General features: G+C 60.2%; 15 protein-coding genes. 14 read left to right on the top strand and 1 reads right to left on the bottom strand.

The genetic code is table 11. From position 1 onward, the window contains the following. Nucleotides 1–6 precede the first annotated feature (6 nt). Complete coding sequence (locus FN828_RS03580; protein WP_142492015.1) at nucleotides 7–915, bottom strand: AAA family ATPase; 909 nt, start codon at nucleotides 913–915, stop codon at nucleotides 7–9. A gap of 211 nt (nucleotides 916–1,126) precedes the next feature. Here FN828_RS03580 and FN828_RS03575 point away from each other — a divergent pair, with 211 nt between their 5' ends. From FN828_RS03575 to FN828_RS03510, 14 genes are all read left to right on the top strand, one after another. Then, a complete protein-coding gene (locus tag FN828_RS03575; RefSeq protein ID WP_142492014.1) occupies nucleotides 1,127–2,158 on the top strand; it encodes a glycosyltransferase family 2 protein in 1,032 nt (343 codons plus the stop codon). Beyond that, nucleotides 2,155–2,814, top strand: a complete 660-nt coding sequence (locus tag FN828_RS03570; protein WP_142492013.1) for a sulfotransferase family protein — start codon at nucleotides 2,155–2,157, stop codon at nucleotides 2,812–2,814. The genes FN828_RS03575 and FN828_RS03570 overlap by 4 nt, the downstream gene beginning before the upstream one ends. Then, nucleotides 2,814–5,156 (top strand): glycosyltransferase family 2 protein, encoded by a 2,343-nt coding sequence (locus tag FN828_RS03565; protein ID WP_142492012.1) that lies wholly within the window; start codon nucleotides 2,814–2,816, stop codon nucleotides 5,154–5,156. Before FN828_RS03570 ends, FN828_RS03565 begins: the two co-directional genes overlap by 1 nt. 8 nt (nucleotides 5,157–5,164) lie before the next feature. Continuing rightward, the gene (locus FN828_RS03560; protein ID WP_142492053.1) at nucleotides 5,165–6,229 is read left to right on the top strand and encodes a glycosyltransferase family 2 protein; all 1,065 of its coding nucleotides are present in this window, start codon (nucleotides 5,165–5,167) and stop codon (nucleotides 6,227–6,229) included. Nucleotides 6,230–6,316: 87 nt separating this feature from the next. Continuing rightward, nucleotides 6,317–7,270, top strand: coding sequence for a phosphoadenosine phosphosulfate reductase (locus FN828_RS03555; RefSeq protein ID WP_142492011.1), 954 nt, complete (start codon nucleotides 6,317–6,319; stop codon nucleotides 7,268–7,270). Nucleotides 7,271–7,354: 84 nt separating this feature from the next. Further along, nucleotides 7,355–8,398 (top strand): dihydroorotase, encoded by a 1,044-nt coding sequence (gene pyrC / locus FN828_RS03550; RefSeq protein WP_142492010.1) that lies wholly within the window; start codon nucleotides 7,355–7,357, stop codon nucleotides 8,396–8,398. 87 nt (nucleotides 8,399–8,485) lie between these two features. Then, nucleotides 8,486–9,166, top strand: a complete 681-nt coding sequence (locus tag FN828_RS03545; protein WP_142492009.1) for an orotate phosphoribosyltransferase — start codon at nucleotides 8,486–8,488, stop codon at nucleotides 9,164–9,166. Nucleotides 9,167–9,346: 180 nt separating this feature from the next. Continuing rightward, entirely contained in the window at nucleotides 9,347–10,846 is a 1,500-nt protein-coding gene (locus FN828_RS03540; protein WP_142492008.1) for a replicative DNA helicase, read from the top strand. Between the two features lie 117 nt (nucleotides 10,847–10,963). After that, nucleotides 10,964–12,007: an alanine racemase gene (alr, locus tag FN828_RS03535; RefSeq protein ID WP_142492007.1), complete on the top strand. Its 1,044-nt coding sequence runs from the start codon at nucleotides 10,964–10,966 to the stop codon at nucleotides 12,005–12,007. After that, nucleotides 12,004–12,786, top strand: a complete 783-nt coding sequence (locus tag FN828_RS03530; protein ID WP_142492006.1) for an MlaE family ABC transporter permease — start codon at nucleotides 12,004–12,006, stop codon at nucleotides 12,784–12,786. The genes alr and FN828_RS03530 overlap by 4 nt, the downstream gene beginning before the upstream one ends. Continuing rightward, entirely contained in the window at nucleotides 12,783–13,529 is a 747-nt protein-coding gene (locus FN828_RS03525) for an ABC transporter ATP-binding protein (RefSeq protein WP_142492005.1), read from the top strand. Before FN828_RS03530 ends, FN828_RS03525 begins: the two co-directional genes overlap by 4 nt. Nucleotides 13,530–13,601: 72 nt before the next feature. Then, nucleotides 13,602–14,042 carry a paraquat-inducible protein A gene (locus FN828_RS03520; protein WP_142492004.1) on the top strand — a complete coding sequence of 147 codons (441 nt, stop codon included), beginning with the start codon at nucleotides 13,602–13,604 and terminating at the stop codon, nucleotides 14,040–14,042. 31 nt (nucleotides 14,043–14,073) lie between these two features. Then, nucleotides 14,074–15,438: a DNA repair protein RadA gene (radA, locus tag FN828_RS03515; protein WP_142492003.1), complete on the top strand. Its 1,365-nt coding sequence runs from the start codon at nucleotides 14,074–14,076 to the stop codon at nucleotides 15,436–15,438. A gap of 26 nt (nucleotides 15,439–15,464) precedes the next feature. Next, nucleotides 15,465–16,019 carry a CvpA family protein gene (locus tag FN828_RS03510; protein WP_142492002.1) on the top strand — a complete coding sequence of 185 codons (555 nt, stop codon included), beginning with the start codon at nucleotides 15,465–15,467 and terminating at the stop codon, nucleotides 16,017–16,019. Nucleotides 16,020–16,196 lie beyond the last annotated feature (177 nt).

Here is a 16,196-nt window from a genome sequence, read left to right as displayed (position 1 = left end):
CATACATCAGACCGGCTCTAGCGTGGCTTGTGCTTCGTCCAGCAACCGCTTGGCTTCGGACCCCTGCAAACGGGCAATATCGTCCTGATATTTCAGGATTGCGCCAATCGTGTCTGAAATCACCTCGGGGCTAAGCGACAGCACGTCCAGCGCCAACAGGCATTTGGCCCAGTCAATCGTTTCCGCGACACCGGGTTTTTTGAACAAATCCTCGGTCCGCAGGCGTTGCACAAAGGCCACCACTTCGCGGCTCAGGTTTTCGGCTGCTTCGGGGGCGCGGGCCTGCAAGATGTCAACTTCGCGCTGGAAATCCGGGTAATCGACCCAATGATACAGGCAGCGGCGTTTCAGCGCGTCATGGACCTCGCGCGTGCGGTTCGAGGTCAGGATGACAATCGGCGGCTCGGGCGCTTTGACCGTTCCCAGTTCGGGGATTGTGACCTGAAAATCCGAAAGCGCCTCCAGCAAAAACGCCTCGAACGGTTCATCGGTGCGGTCCAGTTCGTCAATCAACAGCACCGGCGCGCCGCCGTCCTGTGGGCGCATGGCCTGTAACAGCGGACGTTCAATCAGATAATCCTGCGTGAACAGTTCGTCCTTCAGCGCATCCCGATCCGCCCCACCCGAGGCTTCGGCGGTTCGGATGGCAATCATCTGCGCCGCGAAATTCCATTCATAAACGGCGCTGGACGCGTCCAACCCTTCGTAACATTGCAGGCGGATCAGGCGGCGCCCCAGCGCGGCGGCGATGGCTTTGGCGATCTCGGTCTTGCCGACGCCCGCCTCGCCTTCCAGAAACAGGGGTCGGCCCAGTTTCAGCGACAGGAACGTTACCGTCGCTAAAGCCCGCCCACACACATAGTTCTGCCCCGCCAGCAGGGTTTGCACATCGTCAATCGTGGAAATGTCGCTCATGCCTGTCCTCCCTCGGGCCTATCAGATGCAGGGGATGCCGGGGCCGTCAAGGGGCACCAATGTCGTAGGGGCGTCCTGACATTGACGGTTTTGCCCACACCTGTCATTCTTTTGGTAAGATTTACCGGCGCAAAACGGGACCAACCCGCAACCGGATTATGGGCAGTATAGTCATGTGTCATAAACAGCAGACCGGGCAAGGGCGTGTGCCATGCGCATAACCGCCGTGACCTGTGTCAAAAACGAAGGCCCCTTCCTGTTGGAATGGATCGCCTATCACCGCGCCATTGGCGTGACCGATTTCCTGTTTTATTCCAACGATTGCGATGACGGCACAGACCTGTTGCTGGATGCGCTGGCCGCCAAAGGCATCGTGCAACATCTGCCAAACCCCGCGCAGGGCCGCAATTACCAGATGGAAGCCCTGCGCCATGCCGCCAAACAGCCGGTGGTCGCACAGGCCGATTGGGTTTGGGTCGCGGATGTGGACGAATTCCTGAATATCCATGTCGGCGATCACACCATCCCCGCCCTGATTGATGCCTGCGGCGATCCGCAGGCGATTTCCCTGACATTCCGGTTCTTTGCCAATGCTGGGATCGAAACCTATCAGGACCGCCCGGTGATCGAACAATTCACCCAAACCCATGACCCGGATATCTGGTGTGGCGAAATGGCGATCGAGGTAAAAACCCTGATGCGCCGCGATTTCCCGCTGAAATATTTCGGCGCGCATCGTCCGTTTTTTCGGGACAAACTGCCGCCCCGCAAACACCCCCGCTGGACGGACGGGTCCGGGCGCGCGGTGCCGCATAAATTTCTGGTCGCCGCCAATCCCCGCCGCATCCGCAAATTCCCGGCCAAGGGCGCACGGGATTTTGCCACGTTGAACCATTATGCCCTGCGGTCGCTGGATAGCTATCTGGTAAAAAATGACCGGGGCGATGTGAACCGCGAAAACCGCGCCTTTGACGATACATATTGGCGCGAACGCAATGACAGTTCTGTTCCCGAAACCAGTATCCTGCGCATGATCCCGGCCTTGAAGGCAGAACTGGCGCAACTGATGGACGATCCCGCGATTGCCGCCCTGCATCAGGATTGCGTGCGCCTGCACCGGGAAAAACGGGACGCGCTGTTGGATCAACCCGCCTATCGGGACATGCAGGCGCAACTGCGCAGCGTCCCATCCCTGCCACAGGCCGAATTGGAGCTGTTGGCAAAACTGGGGGTCGCCCCATGAACAACCGGCAACGTATCGTCAATCTGGGCCTGCCGAAATCAGGCACCACCACGCTGGCCCATGCCCTGCGCCGCGCAGGGTTGCGGATTGCTGATTACCGCATCCGCCGCCGACAGACACCCGACACGAACCTGCACGGGGCTTATGTGGGGGAACGGCTGTACCACGGCTATTTTACCACCGGCGATCCCTTGCACGGGTTAGATCTGTTTGACGGGTTTTCCGAAATCAGCACCCTGAGCGAGGGCCATTCGCTGTGGCCGCAAATGGATTGGGGCGTGATTGATGCCATTCGCCTGCACCACCCCAATACGCATTTCATCGCCACATGGCGTATGCCCGAGGCGCTGTCTAATTCCATCCTGAACTGGTCTGATCTGGGAACCAAGCGCCTGCCCCACGGCCAAATCCCCGGCCTGCCAAAGGGGTATGGCGCAAACCCTGCGCAGCGGGTGCAATGGATATGCGCACATTACGCCCATCTGGAACGCCTGTTCCGCGATGACCCGCGTTTTCTGCTGCTGGATGTCGGCGCAGCAGACGCCTGCGCCCGGCTATCAGCGTTTCTGGGCCGTGATCTGCCGTGGTGGGGCAAGGCCAATCGCAATCCCCAGCCCGCCCCAACCGACCACCCCGAACCGCAAGAGGTTTGCTGATGCGTATCGTTCTGCATATCGGTCTGGAACAGGTGGGCGCAGCGCGGCTACAGGATGTGCTAGCGGCCAAACGCGAACAGCTTTTGGCCAAGGGCGTGTTGTTTCCTCGCTCGGTCGGGGCAAAAAATCACACCCGCCTGTTCATGGCCGTGACCGACCCCGATCATATCGACCCGCTGCGCCACAATCGCGGTTATGGTCCCGAAGATCAGCAAAAACGCCTGTTTGACAGCGTGGCCCGTGGGTTGGTGGCCGAAGCGGAAACCCACAAACCCGATCTGATGATCCTGTCCGCCAGCCAATTGGGCAGCACGCTGTCCCGCGCTTCGGAAATCGCGCGTCTAAAGGCGCTGTTGTCGCCCCTGTCCGATGACATTCGCATTGTCGCCCATGTAGATGAACAGGCCCGCCTGTTGGCCCGCCATTACGCCGCACAGGTGATGGAAGGCCGCGCCGCCGCGCCCGATCTGGAACTGGACATGGCGGGCAGCGCCGACTGGTGGGACGATGCGCTGCTGGATGGGCATGAAATCCGCCCGGACAAGGGCCAGTATCAGGAAACCCAATGCCCGGCATTCTGGCTGGATTATCCCCGGCTGATTGACGAATGGGAAGCGGTGTTCGGCAGCGGCACCGTCAGCCTGCGCCCCTATGATCCCGACCTGTTTTATTCGGAAAACGTGACGCAGGAATTGCGCGACGCCTTTGGCATCGACGCCCAGATTGGCAAGGCGCGGGCCGCCACACCGCCCCCGCCCCCATCCGCCGCCTATGTCACCCGCGCCCGGCAGTTGAATAACCTGCTGCTGCGTCTGTTGGCGCGCTCTGATCGGCTGATTTCCCGCAAACTGTGGAAATCTCTGCTGGATGAACTGGCCGTGTCGGGCGATGCCATTGACCCCGGTGCCTTTGCCGCCATTTCCGATGGGTTCGCCGCCAGCAATGCCGCGCTTTGCGCCGCCAATCCGGCGCTGGCACCTGCCCTGACGCCCCCACCCCCGGCACCGGAATGGGAGGAGGCAGACCCGACCAATGGCTTCCGCGCCTCGCAATATCTGTTGGCCTTCATGCCCCGGATTGATCGCGCCACCCGCGTCGAAAAACGCGCCCGGCGCGAAGCACAGGTGACACAGGCGGCCCAGCGACAGGCCCGCAAACCACAGGCGGCAGGGATCAGCGAAACCGCAGTGGCACACATGCCGCCGATGGCCGTGCAGAATTTCGTCAAACTGCAACGGTCCTCGTTCAAGCCACATAACAATATCGGGCAGGTGGACGAAGAAAACGCTGCCCCGCCCTTTGCCCCCGCCGCCCCGGCGCAGATACGCACCGTCATTGTGGGCTGCATGAAAAACGAGGCCCCCTATATTCTGGAATGGGTCGCCTATCACCGTGCCATCGGGGTTACGGATTTCCTGATCTATACCAACGACTGCACCGATGGCACCGATGCCATCCTGTCCCGGCTACAGGACATGGGCATCGTGCAACATCGCAACAATGACAACTGGAACGGCAATTCCCCCCAGCAATATGCCCTGGACAAGGCGTTGGATGAACCCGTGCTGCGGAACGCCGACTGGATCGCCCATATTGATGTGGACGAATTTATCAATATCCGCTGTGGCAACGGCACGCTGGACGATTTCCGCGCCGCCGTTCCCGATGCAACGAACGTGGCAATGACATGGCGGCTGTTCGGCCACAGCGGCGTGACCGATCTGGCGGACCGTTTCGTGATCGAACAATTCGACCGCTGCGCCCCGCGCTATTGCCCGAAACCCCACACGGTATGGGGCTTCAAAACCTTGTTCCGCAACGATGGCGCTTATGGAAAACTAAGCTGCCACCGCCCCAACAAACTGTCCGAAGATAAGGCCGATCAGGTAAAATGGGTCAACGGCTCTGGCCGGGATATGACGCATGAGGCGCTGAAAAACGGCTGGCGCAGTTCGAAAAAATCCATCGGCTATGACCTGATCCAACTGAACCACTATGCCTTGCGATCTGCCGAAAGTTTCCTTGTGAAACGCCAGCGCGGACGGGCCTTGCATGTGGATCGGTCGATCGGGCTGAACTACTGGATCAGGATGGATTGGAACGATCACCGCGACCTGACGATCCAGCGCAACACCCCCCGCACCCGCGCCGAATGTGACCGGCTGATGCAGGACGACACCCTGCGCAATCTGCATCAGGCCGGGCTGGACTGGCACCGCGCCAAGGCGGACGAATTGCACGCCATGCCGGAATTTCAGGATCTTTATGAACAGGCGATTTCGGTCAAACTGACGGCCACCGAACGCGTGGCATGGGCGCTGGCGCTGGATATGGAAAGCTAGGGATGGGGCTGCGTATCCTTGCCATTTTATGTGTACGCAACGAAGCCGCCTTTTTGCTGGACTGGCTGGCCCATCACCGTGCCTGTGGTGTCACCGATTTTCTGGTGTTTTCCAACGATTGTCAGGATGGCACCGACACCATGCTGGACCGGCTGCAAGCCATGGGGCTGCTGGTTCACAAACGCAACAACGGGCCGTATGACGCGCGGGGCATCCAGTTCACCGCCCTGAACCGCGCCAGCGACCTGCCGATTGTGAAACGCGCCGATTGGTTGCTGCCGCTGGATGTGGATGAATTTGTGAACGTCCATGTCGGCGACCGCAGCCTTGGGGCGCTGATTGACGCCCTGCCCGATGCCAGCGCCATCACCCTGACCTGGCGGCTGTTCGGAAACCCCGGCATCGTCCCATACGAGGACAAGCCCGTGACCGAACAATTCACCCGCGCCGCGCCGGAAATCCTGAACTGGCCGTGGCGCAGCGCCATGTTCAAAACCCTGTATCGCAACGATGGCACCTATAACAGGCTGGGCGTCCACCGCCCCCGGCAGCCCGATCCCGCCCGCCTGCCATCCGCCCGCTGGTTCGATAGTCAGGGGCAGGAACTGGGGGAGGCGCATAAAACCACCCGGATTTTCAACAATTACACCCGCCCCAAATACAAGCTGGCGCAACTGAATCACTATCCGTTGGGCGCAATGGAAAGCTACCTGCTCAAGACAGACCGTGGCCGCGCCGTGCATTCGGATCATATGCTGGGCATGGATTACTGGGTTGAACGCAATTATTGCACGGACGAAGATACCTCGATCCTGTCACTGACCCCCAAGGTACAGGCCGAACGGGTCGCGCTGGCCGCTGATTCCCAATTGGCACAATTGCACCAAACCGCCGTGGCATGGCGCAAGTCCCGCATTCAAGATTTAATGACGCAGGAACCCTATCGTGCCCTGATGGGACGGTTGATGGTCACACCACCATCGCGCCCTGTTCCGCCCCCGGCGGCGCGCTATCTGGCGCAATATGCCCGCCGTGCCGAATCCGCACCCGAAAAGCCCCGCAGAAAGCCCTAGGATTTACCGCATTTTCGCCCCAATAGACGCCTAGACCTTGATCCAACACACAGTCCGCACGACTGCGGATTTTGCAGGATGAATGGTATGACCGATCTGAAGAAATTGCTGGAAACCCCCATGAACGGGCTGAAAAAGCCCTCTTGGTTGGGTAAACTTCAGGATATTTCCGACGAAACCGGCTTTTTTGAACCCTTGGGGAAGCGCCATTTTGCGTCTTTCGCGGATATATCCGAAACCCTGATCGTGACCTTTGAATCGATTCAGGGGATTCAGGCGCTTTCAGAAGCCGCGCAACCGATGGGTTGGGAAGTGGCCCGTGAACATAGCTGGTCGCATCTGGCGCTGATTTCGGACGGGGATACATGGTTTCGGGATCAAGCGGTGTATGACTTCTTCGACCACCTGATCGACGACGGATTTTTCGATGAATTCGATCGCATCGTGTTCTACGGCGCCGGTCCCTGTGGTTATGCCGCAGCAGCGTTTTCCGTGGCCGCACCCGGCGCAACGGTGCTGGCGGTCCAGCCACAGGCCACATTGGACCCGCGCGTGACCGAATGGGATGATCGTTTCATCGAACAACGCCGCACCTGTTTTACAGATCGCTACGGATTTGCCCCCGAAATGATCGACGCGGCGGATCAGACGTTTGTGTTTTATGACCCTTACGAAGATCTGGACGCGATGCACGCCGCGCTGTTTACGCGCCCCAATGTAACAAAGCTGCGTATGCCCAACATGGGCGATGCGCTGCAAACCGAGCTGTTGACGATGGACCTGCTCTTCACCGTCCTCAGCCAAGCCGGGCAAGGCACATTTTCGGCGGCTGCCTTTGCCAATCTGTACCGTGCCCGGCGGAATAACGCGTCTTATCTGCGCGGGCTTCTGGCCCGGCTGGACGTACAGGACCGCCCCTGGCTGGCCACGATGCTGTGCCGCAATGTGCTGGGCCGGATGCACGCCCCCCGCATTCGCAGGCGGCTGGAGGCGCTGGAAAAAGCCGCAGCCGAGGGCAAGATCACGATCCCGGCCCAATAGGCGCGTCATTTCCGGGGGCAAGACGGGCATTTTCAGCGTCAAGCCCACTGGCCCAAAGCCGCGCAAAGGTGTAATCGCAAAGGCATGAGCACCTCGATCACCATCACACGCCCCGACGATTGGCACCTGCACCTGCGCGATGGCGCAATGCTTCAGGCTGTCCTGCCCGAAACCGCCCGCGATTTCGCGCGTGCCATTATCATGCCCAACCTTGTGCCGCCCGTTGTGACCGGCGCACAGGCTGCCGCCTATCGTGACCGGATCATGGCCGCCCTGCCCGATGGCATGACGTTTGAACCGCTGATGACGTTGTACCTGACCGAAGATACAGACCCCGCCGATGTGGCAGCGGCCTATCAGTCCGGCCTGTGCGCTTCGGTGAAACTATACCCGGCAGGGGCCACCACGAATTCCGCCTCGGGGGTTACGGATTTCGACAAGGTCCGTCCGGTGCTGGAAAAGATGGCCGAAATCGGAATGCCGCTTTGCGTGCATGGCGAAGTGACCGATCCGGCGGTGGACATTTTCGACCGCGAGGCCGTGTTCATTGATCGTGTGCTGGACCCGGTCCGCCGCGCCACGCCGGGGCTGCGTGTAGTGATGGAACATATCACCACCGCGAACGGGGTGGATTATGTGAAATCCAACGCCGCCGATCTGGGGGCCACGATCACCACGCATCACCTGATCATCAACCGCAACCACATCCTTGTGGGCGGGATCAAGCCGCATTACTACTGCCTGCCCGTCGCCAAGCGTGAAGAACATCGCCTTGCCCTGCGCGCGGCGGCCACCTCGGGCGATGCGCGGTTCTTCCTTGGCACTGACAGCGCCCCGCATGTGGACCCGGCCAAGGAATGCGGCTGTGGCTGCGCGGGCTGTTTCACCGCCACCAACACGATGCCCCTGCTGGCCCATGTGTTCGAAGAAGAAAACGCACTGGACAAGCTGGAAGGCTTCGCATCGCTGAATGGTCCGGCCTTCTATGGCCTGCCAGTCAACAGCGGCTCGCTGACCCTGACCAAATCGGACAGCGCCACGGAATTCCCCGCCAAAATCACAAGCGGCGATGGCCCCGTGACCGTATTCGATCCGGGCTTTCCTGTCTTTTGGCGCGTGACGCCCTGATTTCATCTTGCTGAAAATACTCGCGCCGCAGGCATCCCGCACCATCCGCACGCACCCCGGCCCGAAAACGAACAAAGGAACCCGCCCATGATCCCGTCGTCCTATCCCTCGAAAGAAGAAATCGCCCGCCTGACCGCCCGTATGCTGCTGGAAATCAAAGCCGTGCATTTCAATGCGGCGGAACCGTTTACACTGGCCAGCGGCCTGCCCAGCCCCACCTATATCGACTGCCGCAAGCTGATCAGCTATCCGCGCATCCGGTCCACCCTGATGGATTTCCTGACCGTCACCGTCATGCGCGAAGCCGGTTTCGAGGCATTCGACAACATCGCAGGCGGTGAAACCGCGGGCATCCCCTTTGCCGCGATGGTGGCTGAACGCATGGCGCTGCCGATGACCTATGTGCGCAAGAAACCCAAAGGCTACGGTCGCAATGCCCGCATCGAAGGTGCCATGACCGAAGGCGAGCGCGTACTGCTGGTCGAGGATCTGACCACCGATGGCGGATCCAAGCTGTCCTTTGTGGATGCGATTCGCGAAACCGGCGCGTCCTGTGGGCATACGGCGGTGATCTTCTATTACGGGATTTTCCCCGAAACCGAGAAAACCCTTGGCGATCATGGCGTTAAACTGCATCATCTGTGTACATGGTGGGATGTGCTGGCCGAAGCCCGCGCGTCAAAAGCGTTCGATGACGAAACCCTGAAAGAGGTCGAAGCCTTCCTGACCAGCCCGCGCCCGTGGCAGGAAGCCCGCCAAAAGAGCTGACGCGGCGAAAGGCCGCCCAAGCGGCGGCCCTTCCTGATGCCAGATATTGACGCGACAGGCATCACACCCCCATGATATTGCGAAACCGGGAAAACCCACAGGGTTTTCCCCAGATTTATACAATTTGCCCGCCCCCCTGCGGGTTTTGTATGACGGACTCTCCGAAGGGGACCGGACCATATGAACGAAATTGCCAAAATCGACGGAATTGAAAACCAATCCAAGGACCAGACCGGGGGCGGCGATCCGATGCCCCATTCCATCGAGGCTGAACAGCAGCTTCTGGGCGCGATCCTGACCAATAACGATATTTACGACCGCGTGGCCGCCATCATTGGCGCGCAGCATTTCTATGACCCCGTTCATGCCCGCATCTTTGAAGTGGCCGCCGCGCGTATCGCCAAGAACACGCTGGCCAGCCCTGTCACGCTCAAGGCCTTCATGGAAGATGACACCGGGCTGAAAGAACTGGGTGGTCCGGCCTATCTGGCGCGACTGGCGGGGGCGGCGATTTCGGCCTATGCGGCCCGTGATTACGCACAAATGATCTATGACATGGCGATCCGGCGCGAATTGATCGGGCTGGGGAATAATATCGCAGGCAAGGCCGCGCGGGTCGACATCGCCTCGGAACCCAAGGAACAGATCGTCGAAGCCGAACAGGCGCTTTATAAGCTGTCCGAACAGGGCAAAACCGACACCGGCTTTGTGTCCTTCCTGAAGGCTGTGACCGAGGCGGTGAACGTCACCAACGAAGCCTACCAGCGCGGCGGCGGCATGGCCGGGATTTCCACCGGCCTGATTGATCTGGATAAACAGCTTGGCGGGTTGCACCCTTCGGACCTTCTGATTTTGGCCGGGCGTCCGTCGATGGGGAAAACATCGCTGGCGACCAACATCGCGTTTAACGTGGCCAAGGCCTATAAGCGCGGGCTGAAACCCGATGGCACCGAAGGCACCGTCGATGGCGGTGTGGTTGGGTTCTTTTCCTTGGAAATGAGCGCCGAACAGTTGGCTGGCCGGGTTCTGGCCGAAGCGTCCGAGATTTCGTCGCACCGCATCCGTCAGGGTGACATGACTGAATCAGAGTTCCGCCGCTTCGTCGAAGCCGCGAAAGAACTGGAAGCCTGCCCGCTATTCATTGACGACACCCCCGCCCTGCCGATCAGCCAGTTGGCCGCCCGTGCGCGGCGCCTGAAACGGACACATGGGCTGGACCTGCTGATTATCGACTATCTTCAGCTTTGCCGGGGCATGTCGGACAACCGGGTGAACGAAATCGCCGAAATCTCGATGGGGATGAAAGCGATTGCAAAAGAACTGAACATTCCGGTGATCGCCCTGTCACAGCTTTCGCGTCAGGTTGAAAGCCGCGATGACAAACGCCCCCAGCTTAGCGACCTGAGGGAATCGGGGTCCATCGAACAGGACGCGGACGTGGTGATGTTCGTGTTCCGCGAGGAATATTACAAAGAACGCGAAAAACCCGGCGAACATGAACTGGAAAAGATGGAAGAGTGGAAGGCGGCGATGGAACGTCTTCACGCCAAGGCCGAGGTGATCGTGGGCAAACAGCGTCACGGTCCCATCGGCACAGTGGAGCTGGCGTTCGAGGCGCAGTTCACCCGTTTCGGCAATCTGGTCAAACCCTGGCAACAGGGATCAGAACCGGAATACTGATCCAAACCGCGGCTGGCGCTGCCGGGGTTTCGGCAGCAATCAGCCCGCAATTCCGCCATGCCGCACCGGCATGGCGTTTGCGCTTGACCAATTCCGCCACTCTGTCAAAACACGCGCATGGCTACTGCGACACTGACAATCGACCTGAACGCCCTTGCCGAAAACTGGCGGGCATTGGATGCGGCATCAAACAGCGGGGTGGAAACCGCCGCTGTGGTAAAGGCCAATGGCTATGGGCTGGGCGCGGGCCGGGTGGCGCGGGTACTGGCACAGGCCGGGGCGCGGCGCTTCTTTGTCGCCGTCGCCGAAGAGGCCGCAGCCGTCCGCGAGGCGCTTGGGCCGGGGCCGGAAATCTGTGTGTTTTCCGGGCATATGTCGGGCGACACGGATATGATCCATGACCTGCACCTGACGCCGATGCTGAATTCCATCGACCAGATGCTGCGCCATGTCGAGGCGTTACCGGGCCACCCATTCGGGGTGCAACTGGACACCGGCATGAACCGTCTGGGCATGGAACCCGCCGAATGGGCCGCGCTGCGCGACATCGCGCTGGCGCAGAACATCCGCCTGATCATGTCGCATCTGGCCTGTGCGGACGAACCGGACCACCCGATGAACACCTATCAGCAGCGGGTCTTTGTTGAAATGACCGAAGGCTGCAATGTTCCCCGGTCGCTGTCCGCCACCGGCGGCATCCTGTTGGGACCGGATTACCATTTTGACGTCACCCGCCCCGGCATCGGCATGTATGGCGGTCTGCCGTTCGAACAGGCCAAGCCCGTGGCACATATCGCCCTGCCCGTGATCCAGATCCGCGAGGTCGAACCGGGCGAAACCGTGGGCTATGGCAACACATGGACCGCCACCGCCCCGGCCCGGATCGCCACCGTGGCAGCGGGCTATGCCGATGGGATTCACCGCGCGATGGGGCCGAAAACCTCGCTGTATGCAGGTGAAACCCCCTGCCCGATCCGGGGCCGCATTTCGATGGATCTGATCGGCGTCGATGTCACACATCTGGACGAAGACCCCAAAGAACTGTCGTTGCTGAACCACGTACAAACGGTGGACGTGCTGGCCGATAATGCCGGAACCATCGGCTATGAAATTCTGACCTCCTTGGGCGCGCGCTATCGCCGTCGTTATACCAGTTCATGATGTTAACCGCTCCTCTTGCTGCGATTGGCCGACAGGTGCTGGCCGCATTGGCCCTTGTGGGTCAGGTCACGCTTTATGCCGTCCAAACCATATCCCACCTGTTCCGGCCCCCGTTTTACGGGCGGGAATTTCTGAATGCGCTGGTCCAGATCGGCTGGTTGTCCCTGCCTGTTGTGGGCATGACCACACTATTCACCGGCGGCGCATTGGCGCTGCAAATCTATGCAGGTGGCAGCCGCTTCAATGCCGAGGCTGTGGTGCCTTCGATCGTGGCGATTGGCATGGTGCGCGAATTGGGGCCGGTGCTGGGCGGGCTGATGGTGGCCGCGCGGGTTGCATCGTCAATTGCTGCTGAGATTGGGACGATGAAAGTCACCGAACAGATTGATGCGCTGGTCACGCTGTCCACCCATCCGATGAAATACCTGACCCTGCCCCGCGTTCTGGCGGCCACGCTGGCCGTGCCGGTTCTGGTGGGTGTTGGTGACGTGATCGGCATCATGGGCGGCTATCTGGTGGGGATTTCGCGGCTGGGGTTCAATCCAGCGGCCTATCTGACCAACACGGTTGATTTTCTGGAAACCTTTGATGTGGTGTCCGGGCTGGTAAAAGGCGCGGCCTTTGGGTTCATCGTGGCCCTGATGGGGTGCTATTACGGGATGAACTCGGGCCGGGGGGCGCAGGGTGTGGGCCGGGCCACGAAATCCGCTGTTGTCGCGGCGTCGATCCTGATTTTGGCCGCCAACTATCTGCTGACCGAGGTGTTCTTTTCCGCATGATCGAACTCAGCAATGTCCATAAAACATTCGGCCCCAATCGCGTGCTGCGTGGGGTGAACCTGACCATTCCCAAGGCCACGTCGATGGTGATCATCGGCGGGTCTGGCACCGGGAAATCCGTGGCGCTGAAATGCGTTCTGGGGCTGGTGACGCCCGACAGCGGCACAATCACGCTGGATGGGCAGGACGTGACCCAAGGCGACCGTGATGCGTTTTTGGCGCGGTTCGGGATGCTGTTTCAGGGCGGCGCGCTGTTCGATTCCCTGCCTGTGTGGCAGAATGTGGCCTTTCGCCTGCTACGCGGATCGCTGAAGCGCCCCAAGGACGAAGCCCGCGAAATCGCCGTGGAAAAGCTGCGCCGCGTCGGTCTAAAACCGGATGTGGCCGATAAATTCCCTGCGGAATTATCGGGCGGGATGCAAAAACGCGTGGGACTGGCCCGCGCCATTGCGGCCGAGCCTGAAATCATCTTTTTCGACGAACCCACCACGGGGCTGGACCCGATCATGTCCGGCGTGATCAACGAATTGATCCGCGAAATCGTGGTGGAAATGGGCGCCACCGCCATGACTATCACCCATGACATGACCAGCGTCCGTGCCATTGCCGATAATGTCGCCATGCTACATGACGGGGTGATCAAATGGACGGGGCCGGTGGCGGATATGGATGCCTCGGGCGATCCCTATCTGGATCAGTTCATTCATGGCCGCGCCGAAGGCCCGATCGAGGCGGTACGGTGACACCCAAGAATTTTTCAAAAATTCTTGACCAAGTTCTTTTAAAGAATTTGGCACCTGTCACATGAGGGCCAAATGCTGAAATACGCCAATCTTTGCCTCCTGATCCTGTTCCCTGTCGCGTGGTTCGCGCCGCTTCTGCGCGCCGGACTGTTGCCGCTGTTCAGCCTCAGCGAAATCAGCGTGATTTCAGGACTGCAATCGCTGTGGGGGACGGATGTCGTACTGGCGCTGGTCGTCACGGTTTTCGCGCTATTCGCCCCCTATCTGAAAACCATCGGGTTGGCATTGGTGCAATTTGGCCTGCTGGATCAGCGCACCCTGCCGGTGCTGACCGTGCTGGGAAAACTGGCGATGGCCGATATTTTCCTGATTGCGCTTTACATCACGCTGGCCAAGGGCATCGGGCTGGGCAAGATCGAGGTGGCATGGGGGCTGTACCTGTTCACCGCCTGTATTCTGGCGTCACTGGTCATTTCCCTGATCGAATCCAAACGCCCGCGCAGATCGGTTTGACCCCGACCGCCCCCTAAGGCATCACTCCATCATGGCAAAAGCAAAAACCTTCTCTTGTTCGGCCTGCGGGGCGTCATTCAACAAATGGTCCGGGCGCTGCGATGGCTGCGGCGAATGGAACACCATATCCGAGGACACCCCCCTGTCCGCCGGACCTGCGACCAAGTCATTAGGCGGCAAACGCGGGGCCACCATCCCGCTGACCGATCTGGCGACACAGGAAACCCCACCCCCACGCACGCATTCGGGGCTGGATGAACTGGACCGCGTATTAGGCGGCGGGCTGGTGCCTGCCAGCGCCATCCTTGTCGGCGGCGATCCGGGGATCGGGAAATCCACATTACTGTTGCAGGCCGCCGCCCGCTTTGCCGGGGCGGGGCTGAAAACCATCTATATCTCGGGCGAGGAAGCCAGCGCACAGGTGCGGATGCGGGCGCAACGGCTGGGCCTGACGGATGCGCCGGTGCAACTGGGCGCGGAAACCAACCTGCGCGATATCCTGACCACGCTGGACGCGGAAAAGCCGCAACTGGCGATTATCGATTCCATTCAAACCATGTGGGCCGACAATGTCGACAGCGCACCGGGCAGCGTGTCACAGGTCCGCGCCGCCGCGCACGAGCTGACCACCTTTGCCAAACGCAAGGGCATGTCCGTGATCCTTGTGGGGCATGTCACCAAAGAGGGGCAGATCGCAGGCCCGCGCGTGGTGGAGCATATGGTTGATACAGTTCTGTATTTCGAGGGCGAACGCGGTCATCAGTTCCGTATCCTGCGGGCGGTGAAAAACCGCTTTGGACCTGCCGATGAAATCGGTGTCTTTGAAATGACTGGCGGCGGGCTAAGCGAAGTCACCAACCCGTCCGCGCTGTTCCTGTCCGAGCGTGGCGAACCCAGCCCCGGTTCGGTGGTTTTTGCCGGAGTCGAAGGCACCCGCCCCGTATTGGTGGAATTTCAGGCGCTGGTGGCCCCCTCCCCGCACAGCCAGCCCCGCCGCACCGTGGTGGGCTGGGATGGGTCGCGGCTGGCCATGATCCTTGCCGTGCTAGAGGCTCGCTGCGGCATCCCCTTTGCCGGGCTGGATGTATATCTGAACGTCGCGGGCGGGATGAAAGTCAGCGAACCCGCCGCCGATCTGGCCGTGGCCGCTGCGCTGCTTTCTGCCCGCGAGGACGCCGCCCTGCCCGCTGACACGGTAATTTTCGGGGAAATCAGCCTGTCCGGGGCGCTTCGCCCGGTCGGACAAACCGAAAACAGGTTGAAAGAAGCGCAAAAACTTGGTTTCACCACGGCAATTGCACCCAGCGGCGGCAAGATCGTCGGGGATGGCGGGATGATGCTTCGACAATTCGGAGATCTGACCGCCTTTGTTGGTGATATTTTCGGCGCGGGCTAGCGCCACAGGAACAGGGACGGACATTTATGGACGGTTTCACCATTATCGACGGCGTTGTAGCGGTCGTCATCATCCTTTCGGCCCTGTTGGCCTATTCGCGCGGCATCGTCCGCGAGGGTCTGGCTATCGCCGGATGGATTGCTGCCGCCGTGCTGGCCTATATCTTTGCGCCGCAGGTTCAGCCTCTGGTCAAGGAAATCCCGGTTCTGGGCGACTTTATTTCCGATAGCTGCGAGCTGAGCATTATTGCCGCCTTTGCTGCCGTCTTTGCCGTGGCGCTGGTTCTGGCCTCGCTGTTCACGCCATTGTTTTCCTCGCTGGTTCAACGCTCGGTGCTGGGGGGGCTGGATCAGGGGTTCGGGTTCCTGTTCGGTGTGCTGCGCGGCATCCTGTTGGTGGCTATTGCATTTTTCGTCTATGAAACCGTCATCACCTCGCAACAAATCCCGATGGTGGATGACAGCCGTTCGGCCCGCGTCTTTGCCAAGATGACTGGGAAAATCGAAAACGAAGACCCCGCACAGGCGCTGGGATGGATTACATCGCAGTACGAAAACCTTGTCGGGGTCTGCGAAAAATAAGCCACGCGCCCCTGCGTAAAAGCGCCGCACGTCGCCGCAACGCAGCAAAACCACAAAGCGCCCGTGCAATTGCCGGGCGTTTTGTTTATGATCCTTTCGTGACAGTTGCGTTCCCACGCCCTATGTAAGGGCCAAACACCCAGCCAACGGATTCGGAGCACAGCCTTGTCCAAGCTT

It is taken from the genome of Thalassovita litoralis (assembly GCF_900182725.1).
Classification (GTDB): Bacteria; Pseudomonadota; Alphaproteobacteria; order Rhodobacterales; family Rhodobacteraceae; genus Thalassobius; species Thalassobius litoralis.
This window is presented reverse-complemented; position numbering and strand designations above follow the sequence as displayed.